General features: G+C 69.2%; 10 protein-coding genes and 1 tRNA gene. 3 read left to right on the forward strand and 8 right to left on the reverse strand.

The window, feature by feature from the left end:
- The first annotated feature begins 26 nt into the window (after positions 1 to 26).
- Entirely contained in the window at positions 27 to 2,558 is a 2,532-nt protein-coding gene (ligD, locus tag BJP32_RS11830; protein WP_076224252.1) for a DNA ligase D, read from the forward strand.
- Between the two features lie 3 nt (positions 2,559 to 2,561).
- On the opposite strand, the gene BJP32_RS11835 is transcribed toward ligD, so the two are convergent.
- The 6 genes from BJP32_RS11835 to BJP32_RS11860 all read right to left on the reverse strand — a co-directional run bounded on the left by BJP32_RS11835 (position 2,562) and on the right by BJP32_RS11860 (position 10,165).
- Positions 2,562 to 3,395: a Ku protein gene (locus BJP32_RS11835; RefSeq protein WP_076224254.1), complete on the reverse strand. Its 834-nt coding sequence runs from the start codon at positions 3,393 to 3,395 to the stop codon at positions 2,562 to 2,564.
- Between the two features lie 91 nt (positions 3,396 to 3,486).
- Entirely contained in the window at positions 3,487 to 4,104 is a 618-nt protein-coding gene (locus BJP32_RS11840) for a cation transporter (RefSeq protein WP_076224255.1), read from the reverse strand.
- Entirely contained in the window at positions 4,101 to 7,322 is a 3,222-nt protein-coding gene (locus BJP32_RS11845; protein WP_076224257.1) for an efflux RND transporter permease subunit, read from the reverse strand. Before BJP32_RS11845 ends, BJP32_RS11840 begins: the two co-directional genes overlap by 4 nt.
- A 12-nt stretch (positions 7,323 to 7,334) precedes the next feature.
- The gene (locus tag BJP32_RS11850; RefSeq protein ID WP_076224258.1) at positions 7,335 to 8,510 is read right to left on the reverse strand and encodes an efflux RND transporter periplasmic adaptor subunit; all 1,176 of its coding nucleotides are present in this window, start codon (positions 8,508 to 8,510) and stop codon (positions 7,335 to 7,337) included.
- Entirely contained in the window at positions 8,510 to 9,763 is a 1,254-nt protein-coding gene (locus BJP32_RS11855) for a TolC family protein (protein WP_076224260.1), read from the reverse strand. Before BJP32_RS11855 ends, BJP32_RS11850 begins: the two co-directional genes overlap by 1 nt.
- Positions 9,764 to 9,817: 54 nt before the next feature.
- Positions 9,818 to 10,165 (reverse strand): hypothetical protein, encoded by a 348-nt coding sequence (locus tag BJP32_RS11860; protein ID WP_083673977.1) that lies wholly within the window; start codon positions 10,163 to 10,165, stop codon positions 9,818 to 9,820.
- A 237-nt stretch (positions 10,166 to 10,402) separates the two neighbouring features.
- Between BJP32_RS11860 and BJP32_RS11865 the strand changes: the two genes are divergently transcribed.
- Positions 10,403 to 11,578: a Xaa-Pro peptidase family protein gene (locus BJP32_RS11865; RefSeq protein ID WP_076224264.1), complete on the forward strand. Its 1,176-nt coding sequence runs from the start codon at positions 10,403 to 10,405 to the stop codon at positions 11,576 to 11,578.
- On the forward strand, positions 11,575 to 12,825 hold the full coding sequence (locus tag BJP32_RS11870) for an FAD-binding oxidoreductase (RefSeq protein ID WP_076224265.1): 1,251 nt from the start codon (positions 11,575 to 11,577) through the stop codon (positions 12,823 to 12,825). Before BJP32_RS11865 ends, BJP32_RS11870 begins: the two co-directional genes overlap by 4 nt.
- Positions 12,826 to 12,884: 59 nt before the next feature.
- On the opposite strand, the gene BJP32_RS11875 is transcribed toward BJP32_RS11870, so the two are convergent.
- Positions 12,885 to 12,974, reverse strand: a tRNA-Ser gene (locus BJP32_RS11875).
- Positions 12,975 to 13,072: 98 nt separating this feature from the next.
- On the reverse strand, positions 13,073 to 13,925 hold an 853-nt coding region (locus BJP32_RS11880), incomplete at its 5' end, for an NAD regulator (protein ID WP_076224267.1).

The following is a 13,925-nucleotide window of genomic DNA, read 5'->3' on the forward strand; positions in this document are numbered from 1 at the left end:
TTTCCTCGCGGGCGGATTAATCGCCCATGCGCGGCGAACTGAAGACCTATCAGGCCAAACGGCGTTTCGAGCAGACGCCGGAACCCAAGGGCGCCAAGCGGGCCGGAGACGGCGCGCGGCGCTTCGTAATCCAGCGCCATGCGGCGACCCGACTGCACTACGACTTCCGCATCGAGGGGGACGGGGTGCTGAAGTCCTGGGCCGTGACCAAGGCCCCGTCGCGCGACCCGTCGGTCAAACGCCTGGCGGTCGAGGTCGAGGACCATCCGCTCGACTATGGCGACTTTGAAGGGACGATCCCGGCGGGCAACTACGGCGCGGGCACGGTGCAGCTGTGGGACGTTGGAACCTGGGATCCGCTGGAGCCGGACCTGGAGGCCGCCTGGGCGCGCGGCCAGATCAAGATGATTCTTCACGGCGAGCGACTGAAAGGCAAATGGGCGCTGATCCGGCTGAAGAGCGATCGGGGCAAGCCGTCCAAGCGCAACAACTGGCTGCTGCTGAAGGAGAAGGACGCATACGCCGTGGCTGGCGAGGGCGACGCCCTGGCCGAGATCGACGCCTCGGTGACGACCGGCCGCTCGCTGGCCCAGATCGCCGAGGGGGACGCGCAATGGACATCCTCCAAGCCGACCCGCCGCAAGGCGCCGCCGATGCCCGCGCCGTCCAAGGCGGCGTCCAAGGCGAAGCAGCCGCACGCCTTCGTGCCGATCCAGCTATGCAAGGCGGTCGATCATCCGCCCTCGGCGGCTGGTTGGGCGCATGAGATCAAGTTCGACGGCTATCGGCTGCAGATCGGGGTCGGCGGCGGTCAGGCGGTGCTGCGGACCCGCAAGGGCCTGGACTGGACCGATCGCTTCCCTGAGCTGGCGGCGGATGCGGCCGGTTGGCCCGATGCGGTGATCGACGGTGAACTGTGCGCCTTGGACGAGGATGACATGCCGGACTTCAGCGCCCTGCAGGCGGCGATATCCGAGGGGGAGACGGGGCGGCTGGTCTATTTCGCCTTCGACCTGCTGTTCGAGGGGGCGGAGGATCTGCGTAAGCTGCCGCTGTCGCACCGCAAGGCGCGATTGCAGGCCTATATCGACCGCCTCGGCGCCAAGGCTGGAGGGCGTCTTCGCTACGTCGAGCATTTCGCCTCGACGGGGCAGGCGGTGCTGGAAAGCGCCTGCCGGATGCATCTGGAGGGCGTGATTTCCAAGAAGCTGGACGCGCCCTATCACGCCGGGCGGTCCTCGACCTGGGTCAAGTCGAAGTGCCGGGGGCGCGACGAGGTCGTCATCGGCGGCTGGTCGTCGGAGGGCGGCCGTCGGTTCCGGTCGTTGCTGGTCGGGGTGCGCGAGAAGGGCGGGTTGAAATACCTCGGGCGCGTCGGGACGGGCTTCGGCGAGGCGGCGACGCGGTTGCTGATCCCCGCGTTGAAGGCCGAGGCGGCGGACAAGAGCCCCTTCACCGGCGCAGGCGCGCCCGACGGCGGCCCGGACGTTCACTGGGTGAAACCCAGGCTGGTCGCCGAGATCGAGCACGGCGGCTACACCGAGTCAGGTTCGTTGCGGCAGGCGGCCTTCAAGGGCCTGCGCGACGACAAGACCGCTGAGGACGTCACCGAGTCGCCCCAGCCGCCCGCGTCGCCGTCGACGTCGAAAAAGGGCGGCAAGGTCATGGTGGCGGGCGTCGTCATCTCCAGCCCTGACAAGGTGCTGTGGCCGGCGAGCGAAGGTCGTCCGCCCATCACCAAGGCCGACTTGGCGCGCTATTACGAGGCGGCGGCCGAGCGCCTGCTGCCCCATGTGGCTGACCGGCCCACGTCGATCATCCGCGCCCCGGACGGCATCGAAGGCGAGATTTTCTTCCAGCGCCACGCCATGACCGGATCGAACCCTCGTCTGAAGTTGATCGATGTGAAGGCGCGCACGCCCTATGTCGCCGTCGTCGATGTGGGCGGCCTGGCCGCCGTCGCCCAGTCGGGAGGGCTGGAATTGCATCCCTGGGGCTGCAAGCCGGGCGATCCCGAGACGCCGGAGCAGATCACCTTCGACCTGGACCCCGACGTGGGATTGGGCTTCGACGACGTGATCGCGGCCTCTCTTGTGGTGAAGGCCAAGCTGGAGGCGCTGGGCCTCAAGCCCTTCGTCAAGACGACGGGCGGCAAGGGTCTTCATGTGGTCGCGCCGATCCGCGCCGACGGGCGTTCCCGCGTGACCTGGGAGCAGAACAAGGCCTTCGCCAAGGTCGTGTCCGAGGCGATCAAGGCCGAGGCGCTGGACCGCTTCACCACCACCCTGGCCAAGAAGGCGCGCGGCGGAAAGATCTTTATCGACTATCTGCGCAACGGCCGGATGGCGACCGCCGTGGCGCCCTGGTCGCCGCGTGCGCGGCCGGCGGCGGGGATCGCCTTTCCCCTGTCGTGGGATCAGGTGAAGCCGGGACTGAGGCCCGCGGACTACAATCTGTGGGTCTGGCCCGAATTGCTTGAGCGGCCCGATCCCTGGGCCGATTTCCGCGCCGCCGCCGTCAGCCTGAGACCCGCCCTGCGCAAGATGGGCATGGAGTGACGATCAGGCCGATTTCTTGCGCGGCGAGGGTTTCTTGGACGCCGGCTTGCGCGCGGCGCCGGCCGAACCCTTCAGGCTGTTCTTCAGCGCCGCCATCAGGTCGATGACGTTGGTGTCGTCCGGCTCGGCCACGTCGACCAGGCCCTTGCCGCCCTTGGTCTTGGCCTTGATCATCTCGCGCAGGGCGTCGTCGTAGCGATCCTTGAAGGCGGTCGGGTCGAAGTCTGCCTCCTTCTGGGCGATGATGCGGGCGGCGATCTCGACCATGTCGGCGTCGGGCTTCACCTTGGGAATGTCGTCGAAATAGTCGTCGGCGTCGCGCACCTCGTCATGGGCGCGCAGGGTGTAGGCCAGCAGGCCCTTGCCGCGCACCTCCAGCGCCAGCTGGCGTTCCTTGCCGCGCAGGACAAGCTGACCCAGCGCGACCTTGCCCTGCTTCTGCATGGCGTCGCGGATGACGGCGAAGGCCTCGACGCCCGCGCCCTTCTCGGGAACGACGAAGAAGGGATCGTCCCAATACAGGCGGTCGATGTCGGTCTCGTCCACGAACTTGTCGATGGCGATGGTCTTGGTGCTGTCCAGCCGCACCTGGTCGAAATCGGCGTCGTCGAACAGGACGTATTCGTCCTTGGACACCTCATAGCCGCGCACCAGATGGCTGCGCTCCACCGGACCGGCGTCGGGGTCGGTCGGCACCATGCGGATGCGGTTGTGGGTGTCCGGATTGATCAGGTGAAAGCGCACGTCGGCGGCGCTGGTCGTCGCGGTGTAGAGCGCCACCGGGCAGGTGACGAGCGACAGTTTCAGGTGTCCTTGCCATGTGGGGCGAGCGGCCATGTCGGTTCTCCTCGACAGGCTAAATGCCCGGCGCCGACAAATGTTCGCTATCGCGGGCAAGCGCGGGGGCTCCCCGGCTGCCCGCGACGGTTCAGGTTTCGGCGTTCGCCTCGGTTTCTTGCGAAACGGGCCGACTCTCACGGGCGTCCTTGAGGATGTCGACGCCGCCCTTCACCGCGATGGCCGCCACGATCAGCCCCACCACCAAGTCCGGCCACGCCTGGTTCAGCGCCATGACCAGACCCCCGGCGATCAGGATGCCGCCGTTCGAGGCGAAGTCGTTGAAGCTGAAGGTCTCGGCCGCGCGCATGTTGACGTCGTCGCCGCCCTGACGCCGGATCAGCATCAGGCAGATCAGGTTCACCGCCGCCGCGATGACGGCCAGGCCCATCATGGTCCAACCGACCGGCTCGGTCCCGACGATCCAGCGCCGCCCCACGTCGATCAGCACCCCGGCCGCAAAGATCAGCAGCATGATCCCCGACAGCCGGGCGGCGCCGCGCTTCCACGCCATCGCCCGCCCGACCGCCAGGAAGCTGATCAGATAGACGATGGCGTCCGAGCCGTTGTCGGCGGCGTTGGCCAGCAGGGCGCTGGACTCGGCGAACAGGCCGCCGAGTCCGAGCATGACGAACAGCAGGACGTTCAGCACCAGCACGATCAGCAGGGTGCGGCGCTGAAGCCCCTCTCCATGATGCGATCCGCTCAATCCTCTATTCCTTCCGTCTTGCGGTGTTTGACGGCCTTGGCCGCGAAGGTCGGCAGCACCAGCAGCGTCAGGGCGGTCGCCGTCAGAAGGCCGCCGATGACCACGGTGGCCAACGGCTTCTGAACCTCGGCGCCGGCCCCGGTGGCGATGGCCATGGGGATGAAGCCGACAATGGCGACCAGGGCCGTGGTCAGCACCGCTCTCAGACGACTGAAGGCGCCGAGCAGGGCCGCGTCGCGCGGCGTCTGCCCCGCCTGCAACCGCTCGCGGATGGCCTGCATCAGCACCAAGCCGTTCAGGGTCGCGACGCCCGACACGGCGATGAAGCCGACCGCCGCCGAGACCGAGAAGGGCATCCCCCTCAGCAACAGCGACAGCGCCCCGCCGACCAGGGCCAGAGGCACGCAGGCGAACACCAGTCCCGCCTCCGCGAATGACCCCAGCGCCATGAACAGCAGGATGCCGATCAGGACGAAGACCACCGGGATGACCAGGCCCAACCGCTGCTCGGCCCGCTTCAGGTTCTCGAATTGCCCGCCCCATTTGAGCGAATAGCCTGCGGGCAAGCTGACCTGCTGATCGACCTGCTTCTGGGCGTCGGCGACGAAGCCGCCCAGATCGCGGCCGCGCACATTGGCCTGAACCACCATGCGGCGGCTGCCGTCGTTGCGGCTGATCTGGTTCTGGCCCTCCTTCACCTGAATGCGGGCGACCGAGGACAGGGGAATGGTCGCGCCGCTCGCCGTGGTGACGGGCAGGGCGTTCAGGGCGGCGGGGTCGTTGCGTTCCGCGTCCGACAGGCGGACCACCACGTCGAAGCGGCGGTCGCCCTCGAAGATCTGGCCTGCCTCGGCGCCGCCGATGGCGGCCGAGACGGCTTCGGACACGTCGGCCGCCGACAGGCCGTAGTTGGCGGCGGCGAAGCGGTCGACGCTGACCGTCAGGGTCGGCAGGCCGGACGCCTGCTCTACCCGCACGTCGGCCGAACCGGGCGTATCGCGCAGGGCGTTGGCCACCTGATCGGCCGTCGCCTGAAGCTGGGCGAAGTCGTCGCCATAGACCATGACCGCCAGATCGGTGCGGACGCCCGAGATCAGCTCGTTGAAGCGCAGTTCGATCGGCTGGCTGAACTCGAAGGCGTTGCCCAATTGGGTCGAAGCGGCCTTCTCGATACGAGCGATCAGCTCCTCCTTCGGCAGCTTGGGATCGGGCCATTCCTTGCGCTTCTTCAACACGATGACGGCGTCGGAGATGTTCGGCGGCATGGGGTCCACCGCCGCCTCGGCCGTGCCGGTGCGCGAGAAGACGGTCTTCACCTCCGGCTGGGCCTTGATGACCCGCTCCAACGCCATCTGCATGGCCAGCGACTGCTCCAGCGAGGCCGAGGGTACGCGCAGCGCCTGCATGGCGATGTCGCCTTCGTCCAGGGTCGGGATGAACTCGCGCCCCAGCAGGGTGAAGGCCAGAGCGCCGACCAGCAGGGCCCCGAAGGCCGAGGCCAGCACCGTCTTCGGATGCGCAACGGCGGCGCGGATGGCTGGTTCGATCCAGCGGCGCGCGTGGCGCAGCAGGAAGGTCTCGTGCTCCTCCGCTTCGCCGTTCTCATCGACGTGGACGGTCTTGGGCTCCTTCACCAGCAGGGCGGCCATGGCCGGGACGAAGGTGAAGGAGAAGATGAAGGCGCCGACCAGGGCCAGCATGACCGTGGCGCCCATGGGGATGAAGGTCTTGCCCTCGACCCCTTCCAGCATCAGCAGGGGCGTGAAGACCAAGAGGATGATCAGCTGGCCGAAGGCGGCGGGCTTGACCATCTGACGGGCGGCGCCGGCGGCGACGCCCAGCCGTTCGTGGCGGGTCAGGGCGCGGCCCAGGTCGGCGCGCTTCTGGCCCAGGCGCAGCAGGGTGTTCTCGACCACCACCACGGCGCCGTCGACCAGCAGGCCGAAGTCCAGCGCCCCCAGGCTCATCAGGTTTCCGCTGATGCCGAAGCGGTTCATGCCGATAACCGCGAACAGGAAGCTGATCGGGATCATCAGGGCCGTGATCGTCGCCGCGCGGATGTTCCCCAGCAGCAGGAACAGCACGACGATGACCAGCAGCGCCCCTTCGGTCAGGTTCTTGGCCACCGTCTTGATGGTCGAGTTGACCAGGGCGCTGCGGTTCAGCACCGGCTCGGCCACGATGTCGGGCGGCAGGCTGGCGCTGATCTGTTTCAGCCGTTCGGCGGAGGCCTGGGCCACGGTGCGGCTGTTCTCGCCGGCCAGCATCAGGGCCGTGCCGATGACCGCCTCATGGCCGTCGCGACTGGCCCCGCCCAGACGCGGCGCCCGGCCGATCTCGACCGTCGCCACATCGGCGACCCGCACGACCAGACCGTTGCGGTTGACTACGGGCGCCTGGGCCAGATCGTCGACGGTCTGGGCCAGGGCGTCGGTGCGCACGGTCAGGGCCTCGCCCGCACGCTGGATATAGCCCGCGCCGGCTTGCGTGTTGGCGCGGTCCAGCGCCTGGATCAGATCATTCAGACTGAGGCCATAGCCGGCCAGCCGCGCCGGATCGGGGCGGACGGCGTATTCCTTCACATAGCCGCCGTTGACGTCGACGCCGGCCAGACCGGGCGCAGTCCGCATCCGGGGCGCGATGATCCAGTCCTGCACGGTGCGCAGATAGGTGGCCCGCGCCTGCGGCGTGTCCAGCCGCTCGCCCTCGGGCGTCAGATAGGCGCCGTCGGGTTGCCAGCCGGGGCGGCCCGCGCGCGCCGTCTTGGCGTCGAAGGGCGTGAGGTCGACCGTCCACATCAGGACTTCGCCCAGGCCGGTGGTGATGGGCGATAGGGCCGGTTCGACGCCCTCGGGCAGGTTCTCACGCGCCTGGGCCATCCGCTCGGCCACCTGCTGGCGGGCGAAATAGATGTCGGTGGCGTCGCTGAAGATGACCGTCACCTGGCTGAAACCGTTGCGGGTCAGGGAGCGGGTGCTCTGGATTCCCGGAATGCCCGCCATCGCCGTTTCCAGCGGGTATGTGACCTGACGCTCCATCTGTTCGGGGGCCAGGGCGGGGGCCACGGTGTTGATCTGCACCTGACGGTTGGTGATGTCCGGCACGGCGTCGATCGGCAGCTTGGTCAGCTGGAACAGGCCCCACGCCGCGACCAGGGTCGTGGCCAGGACGATGAACCAGCGGAAGCGGACGGACGCTTCAATGATGACTTTGGACATGATCGCCCTCCCTTAGTGGCCGTGCTCGGCTTCGCCCTTGGCCAGTTCGGCCTTGAGCAGGAAGGCGTTGGTCGAGGCGACTTTCTCGCTCCCGGTCAGGCCGCGCAGGATCTCGGTGGACCCCCCGGCCTGACGCCCCGCCAGCACCGGCTGGGCGCGGAAGCCGCCGTCCGCCTGGACGAAGACCACCGTGGTGCCGTCGACCGTCTGTACCGCCTCGGACGGCACGGTCAGGGCGCCGCCGGTCTGACCTTCGGTGACGACCGCGCCGGTGACGGGCGATCCGGCGGGCGGCAGGCGGCCGCCTTCGGGCCGAGCGCGGATCACGGTGGCGCCGCTGTCTTGCAGACCGGCGTCGGCGGCGACGCCCGTGACCAGGGCGTTGAATTCGCCCTGCGGACCGGTGACGCGAACGTGCGAGCCGAGGCGCACTTGGGCCGCCAGATGCGGCGGGGCGCTGAAGACCAGCTCGACCCGCGCCGGATTGGTCACTTCGGCCACCACCGCGCCTTGGGCGACGAAGCCGCCGGGGCCGACCTGAACATTGGTCACGACGCCTGAGATGGGGCTGACCACGCTCATCCGGCCCGAGGCGTTGGGCGACCCGGCCGCCGCCGCCCGCGCCCGCGCGGCGCGGGCCAGGGCCTCGGCGCTGGCGGCCTGAGCCTGCGAGGCCTCGACTTCCTGGCGGGCGACGACGCCCTGATCGGCCAGGTTGCGGTTGCGCTGGTGCGCTTGACGCGCGGCGGTCGCGGCGGCCGAGGCCGCGTCGATCTCGGCCCTGAGGGCGGCGCCGTCGCCGCTGATCAGGCTGACCAGCGGCTGGCCCGCGCGTACCGTCTGACCCGGCGCGACCAGCACACGCTCGACCGTGCCGCCGACCACGGCGCCGACGGCGGCGCGCGCGTCGACCATGGCCTCCACCCGGCCGGACAGGCGCGTCTCGCCGCCTCCGCCGCGCGAGACGGCGACGACCGAGATTCCGGCCGCCTGAAGCTGTTCGGCGGTCAGTTCGACCAAGCCCTCGGGCGCCTCGGCGGCTTCGCCCTTCGTCTCGGTCTTCGTCGCCTCGGGGGCGGGAGACGGGTCCGATCGGAAGCCGCCCAGATAGAGCGCGCTTCCTCCGAGAAGCAGCACGGCGGCGGCCGCGGCGATGTTGACCTTCTTGTTTGACGACAGCTTGCGCATCAGCGGCTTCCTTCAAAGGGGGCGCGGCCTTCCAGGCGCGCCAGATCGATCTCGGCGCGGACGCGCGCCATACGGGCGTCGACGGCTGCGGATCTGGCGTTGATCAGGGCGGCGCGTCCGGTGCGCAGCTCCAGTTGCGAGATGCGCCCGGCCTCGGCGCCGATGCGCGACAGGCGATAGGCCTCCTCGGAGGCGGTCACGCCCGCGTCGGCGGCCGATACCCGGCTGGCCGAAGAGGCCAGGCGCGCTCCAGCGGCGGCCCGGTCGGCTCCGGCGTCCTGACGCGCCTGCATGACGCGCGCCTCGGCGGCCCGGTGTTCGGCGCGCGCGGCGTCGATGTTGCCCCGGTTTCGGTCGAACAGCGGCAAGGGCAGGCTGAGACCGAAGGTCATGGCCGTCTCATCGTTCTCGCCGAAGCGGGTCACGCCGACGCTGGCGGTGACGTCAGGACGGCCGTTGATGCGCTCGACGTCGATGCGGCGCTCGGCCGCCGTGGCCTCGGCCTCGGCTGCCCGCACCGTCGGCGCCTCGCGTTCGGATCGGGCGGAGGGCGTCGTCGGCGCGTCCAACAGTCCGGCCTCGATCGAGGTGGCGGGCGTCGGCAGCATGGCGACGGCGCTCAGACGGGCGAAGGCGGCGTCGCGCTCGGCCTTGGCTTCGTCGAGGCTGGCGCGGGCGGCGGCGGCCTCGCTTTCCGCCTGAATGCCGCGCAGCAGGGGCTCGCGCCCTTCCTCGACCAGGGCCAGGGCCGCGCGGGCGTCGGCCACGGCCAGTGTCAGCGCTTCCTCGGCAAGGGCGGCGCGGCGCTGGGCGGCCTCGGCCTCGGCATAGGCCAGGGCCAGCCGCGCGGCCGTTTCGACCACGGTCAGGCCGCGGCGCAACGCCGCCGCGCCCGCATCAGCGCGGGCGGCGTTCACTCTTGCGGTACGGCGGCCCCACAGCTCCAGATCCTGGCTGAACGCCAAGCTGAGGTCGCCTGCGCTGAGACCGGAATAGGGGCCGGACCCAACGACGTTCTCAAGGTTGATGGACAGGTTGGGATTGGGCCGGACGCGCGCTTGACGGACGCGCGCTTCGGCGGCGTCGCTGAGGGCGTCGGCTTCGACGGCGGCGGGCGTTCGGCCCAGTTGGGCGAGCAGTTCGCCATAGGAGGGCGCGGGATCAGCCCACGCTGGGGCGGCGCCGAAAACGGCGACCACGGCGAGCGCGCAGCCGACCGCCAGACGCGGCCGACGACGATGTGTCGGAGACATGTTTGATTTCCAGAGATGATCAGAAGAAGGGCGCGCGAGGGCGCAGACTTCCGATCAGCTTCTGGGAGGGCGCTTCAGTCCGTCAGAGGCGAACGACACGGTGCTGTCGTCGCGCAGGATGTAGCGGCTGGCCTGGACCTGGGGCCTGGCGATGTTGAAATCGCCGCTGGACGGGCGCTCGCCGGGGTGATGGCAGTGGCCGTGAATCTCGCCGCCCATGCGGTCGTGATCGCCCTTGGATCCGTCCTGGACGTGTTCCCCATTCTCGCCGTGGGCGATGTCCATGGCCTGATGCGCGATCGCGGCGTCGGGCGCGCAGGTCGCCGCATCCGCCGCAGGCGCAACCACAAATACGGCGATGACCAGCATCAAGGCCGCGAAGAGGTTCGCCAATTTCATCATCGACCGAGGCATGGCCGCCTAGGTAGGAAAGGGCCGAGTTGAAGGCAATCTGTTATAAGGTTCGTCCGAAAGGGCGTTTTTGCGCCATATCGTCACGCCTTGAGGCTGCTCGCCGAACGGATCATGGCTCGGGCGCATGGCGGGTTTTCGGGGGAGCGCGTCTGTCCGGCTCTTGCTCGATGCCCCAAGCCATGAGAGAAACAGAACGATAAATAATATACTGTATACGTTGATAGCATGACGTTTCTTGCCCCTGCCGCCGGTCCCATCACTGCTGCCGAGCGGCGCGCTCGCATTCAGGTCTTGGCCGCACGGCTGAAGGCGGAAGGGACGGCGGCGTTGCTTCTCGGTCCTACGGCGTCGCTACGCTATTATACGGGCTTGGACTGGCATCCTTCTGAACGGCTGACCGGGGCCTTGATCCACGCCGACGGTCGGGTGGAGTACGTCTGTCCCCAGTTTGAACTGGATAAGGTCGCGGGATTGACGGCGGCGTCGAACGCCACCGCCGGCGACATCCTGACCTGGGAAGAGGAAGAGAGCCCCTACGCCTTGGCGGCGGGACGTTTGCCAGAAGGCGGCGTCCTGGCGGTCGACGATCAGGCGGCGACCTTCATCTGGCTGGGCCTCAGCCGAGCGCTCGGCGCGGAGCGAGTTATCGACGGCGCGCCGCTGATCCTGGCCCAGCGCAGCCTCAAGTCGCACGCCGAGATCGCGTTGCTGACACGCGCCAAGGCCATCACGCTGGAGGTCCAGCGCCGCACCCGCCGCTGGCTGAAGGCAGGGGTCCGCACGTCTGAAGTCATGGCCTTCATCGACGCCGAACACCGCGCCCTGGGCGGAGGGGGCGGGTCGTGGTTCTGCCTGGTCTCGTTCGGCGACGACACCTGCCTGCCCCACGGCGGCGAGGGCGACCGCGCTCTGCAGGCTGACGACGTGGTGCTGATCGATACGGGCACTCTGGTCGACGGCTATCACTCGGACATCACCCGTACCTATGTCTTCGGCGAACCGACGGACGACTTCCGCCGCGTCTGGATGCACGAGAAGGAGGCCCAGGCTCGCGCCTTCGCTGCCGCCCGTATCGGCGCGCCGTGTCACAGCGTCGATGACGCCGCGCGCGGCTATCTGGCCGGCCTCGGCTACGGCCCTGACTACCGTCTGCCGGGCTTGCCGCACCGCACCGGCCACGGCATCGGCCTGGACATCCACGAGGCGCCGAACCTGGTGCGCGGCGACGCCACGCCGCTGGCGCCCGGCATGTGTTTCTCGAACGAGCCGATGCTGGTCATTCCCGGCCGATTCGGCGTCCGCCTGGAAGATCATTTCTACATGACCGAGGGCGGGCCGGTCTGGTTCACCGAACCGTCGCACAGCCTGGACGACCCCTTCGGCGAGGGCGCCTCTGCATGAGGACGCCGCAGCGCTGGGCGGTCATCGGCGGCGGCCTGGTCGGAACGGCGACGGCTCTCAGGCTTCAGGCGGCGGGTTTCGAGACGATTCTGATTGACCGAGGCGATCCGCGACGCGGCGCCTCCTTCGGCAACATCGGCCATATCGCCGCCGAGCAGTGCGAACCCATGCCCTCGGCCGCGACCTTGAAAAGCGCGTTCGGCCGCTTGTTCGCTTTCGGCGGTCCGCTGGATTTCCGGGCGCGAGACGTGGCGTCGTGGGGGCCGTGGGCGCTGCGATTCCTGGCGGCCTCTCGCCCCGCGGAGGCCGCGCACGGCGCCGAGATCCTGGCGCGACTTCTCGATGATCCTCTGGGCGCCTGGATGCGGTTGGCGGCCCTGGCCGAAGCGCCGGACGGCCTGATCCGCCCGACCGGCCACGCGGTCGTCTGGTCCACGCCCGAGGCGGCGAGACGGGGCCTTGAAGCCTGGCGCGGCGCGCGCACGGGAAACGCCCGCTTCCGCCCCATGGAGACGGAGGAACTGGCCGCCTATGACGCGGTCCTGAAAGCGCGCCCTGCCGGGGGCATCCGCTTCACCGGCACGGGACAGGCCAGCGAACCCCAGAGCGTCCGCGACGCCCTGTCGATCGCCTTCACGAAGCAGGGCGGGCGCATCCTTCAGGCCGATGTGCGCCGCCTGAGGCTCGTAGACGACGGCGTCGAGATCGCTCTGGAAGACGGCGCGACCGTGGACGCCCAGCGGGTCGTCGTCGCGGCGGGGGCGTGGTCAGCGTCGCTGCTGACGCCGCTCGGCGTACGCGTTCCTCTGATCGGGGAGCGCGGCTATTCGCTCCAGTCCGCGCAGCACGATTGGCCTGAAGCCTTGCCGTTGACGGTGTTCGAGGATCGCGCCCTCGCCGTGGCGCGCTTCAATGGGGGGCTGCGCGCCTCTAGCCATGTCGAGTTCGGGCGGCCGTCGGCGCCGCCGGACCCGCGGAAATGGCGTCAGATCGAGCGGCATGTGAAAGCGCTGGGCATCGCCTTCTCCGACGCGCCGGACCGCTGGTGCGGGCCGCGCCCGATCCTGGCGGATTATTTGCCTGCGATCGGCAGGCTGCAGGCTCATCCGGCCATCCACTACGCCTTCGGGCACCAGCACCTGGGCCTGACCCTGGCCGCCGTCACGGCGGAGGCGATGGAGCAGATCGCCCTTGGGCGGCCGTCTCCGCGATGGATGGAGGCCTTGCGCATCGAGCGTTTCGACTGATCAAAGCGTGCGATCAGGCCCGTGCGCCCTGGCGGGCGGGTCAGCTTGTCAGGAAGTAATGGCGGAGAGGGGGGGATTCGAACCCCCGGTACGCTTCCACGTACGCCGCATTTCGAGTGCGGTACATTCAACCACTCTGCCACCTCTCCGCAGGCCGAAAGTCCCTAATGGGGCTGAGCGAGCGGCTTCTCTAATCAAAGGCTGCGATGGCCGCAAGCCATGACGGCGAAGAAATTTGAACGGCTGTTCAACGCTGTCCGGGCAGCGACAGGCCGAAGGCGCCGCCGTCGCCCGGTTCGGGGCGGACGTGGCGGAACAGTTCGGCGGGGCGGCCGCCGGTGTCGCTAGTGAAAACGCCGGTGGGCTGGACCAGGCCGGTGCGTTCGACCCCTCGGCGGAAGTTCTGCTTGTGCAGTGACAGGCCCGCCACCGCCTCTACCGCCGCCTGTAGCGCCGACAGGGTGAAGGTCGGGGGCGTCAGGTCGAACAGGACAGGCCGATATTTGAGTTTGCTGCGCAGGCGGGCGACGCCTGTGGCCAGGATTCGGCGGTGGTCCGACGCCATGGGCAGGTCGCCCGGAGAAGCGGGCACGGGACGGCCGTTGTCGCGCGCGGCCTCCTCGACCAGGCCGGCTTCATAGAGCAGCTCATAGCGGTCCAGCACGCGCTCTTCGTTCCAGCGGGCGCCGGGCGAGAGGGCGAAGAGAGCGTCCACGCGACCCTTGCGTGCGGCGTCGTCGCCCGCCCAGGCGGTCAGACCGGGGGCGAGGCGCTCCATAACGGCAGGCGGGCCTCGGCGGCGGTCTTCCCAGGGAAAGACGTGGAAGATGGGCGTCCAGGCGGCGTCGCGGCCAGAGGCGCCGAAACTGGGGTCATCGGGCGCATCGGCGGTGAGTGCCAGATAGCCGACCGAGATGTCGCGCGCCTGATCCGGGCCGGGCGTGGCGCGCGGGGCGTCGCGGCCCAGATCACCGAAGGTGTAGAGCTGCTCGACAAAGCCGAGCGGAAAGCCGGTCTGGTCGGCCACGAAGGCGCGCAGGGCCAGTTCGAACGTGCGGTCGCGGGCGGGGTCAAAGGGGCCGAAGGGCAGGGCGGGGGCG

This window comes from Brevundimonas sp. ZS04, assembly GCF_001956865.1.
Classification (GTDB): Bacteria; Pseudomonadota; Alphaproteobacteria; order Caulobacterales; family Caulobacteraceae; genus Brevundimonas; species Brevundimonas diminuta.

Bases quoted from the DNA above. Each gene is read 5' to 3' on its own strand.
- ligD (WP_076224252.1), top strand. From the start codon at position 27: ATGCGCGGCGAACTGAAGACCTATCAGGCCAAACGGCGTTTCGAGCAG.
- BJP32_RS11835 (WP_076224254.1), bottom strand. From the start codon at position 3,395: ATGGCCGCTCGCCCCACATGGCAAGGACACCTGAAACTGTCGCTCGTC.
- BJP32_RS11845 (WP_076224257.1), bottom strand. From the start codon at position 7,322: ATGTCCAAAGTCATCATTGAAGCGTCCGTCCGCTTCCGCTGGTTCATC.
- BJP32_RS11850 (WP_076224258.1), bottom strand. From the start codon at position 8,510: ATGCGCAAGCTGTCGTCAAACAAGAAGGTCAACATCGCCGCGGCCGCC.
- BJP32_RS11855 (WP_076224260.1), bottom strand. From the start codon at position 9,763: ATGTCTCCGACACATCGTCGTCGGCCGCGTCTGGCGGTCGGCTGCGCG.
- BJP32_RS11860 (WP_083673977.1), bottom strand. From the start codon at position 10,165: ATGATGAAATTGGCGAACCTCTTCGCGGCCTTGATGCTGGTCATCGCC.
- BJP32_RS11865 (WP_076224264.1), top strand. From the start codon at position 10,403: ATGACGTTTCTTGCCCCTGCCGCCGGTCCCATCACTGCTGCCGAGCGG.
- BJP32_RS11870 (WP_076224265.1), top strand. From the start codon at position 11,575: ATGAGGACGCCGCAGCGCTGGGCGGTCATCGGCGGCGGCCTGGTCGGA.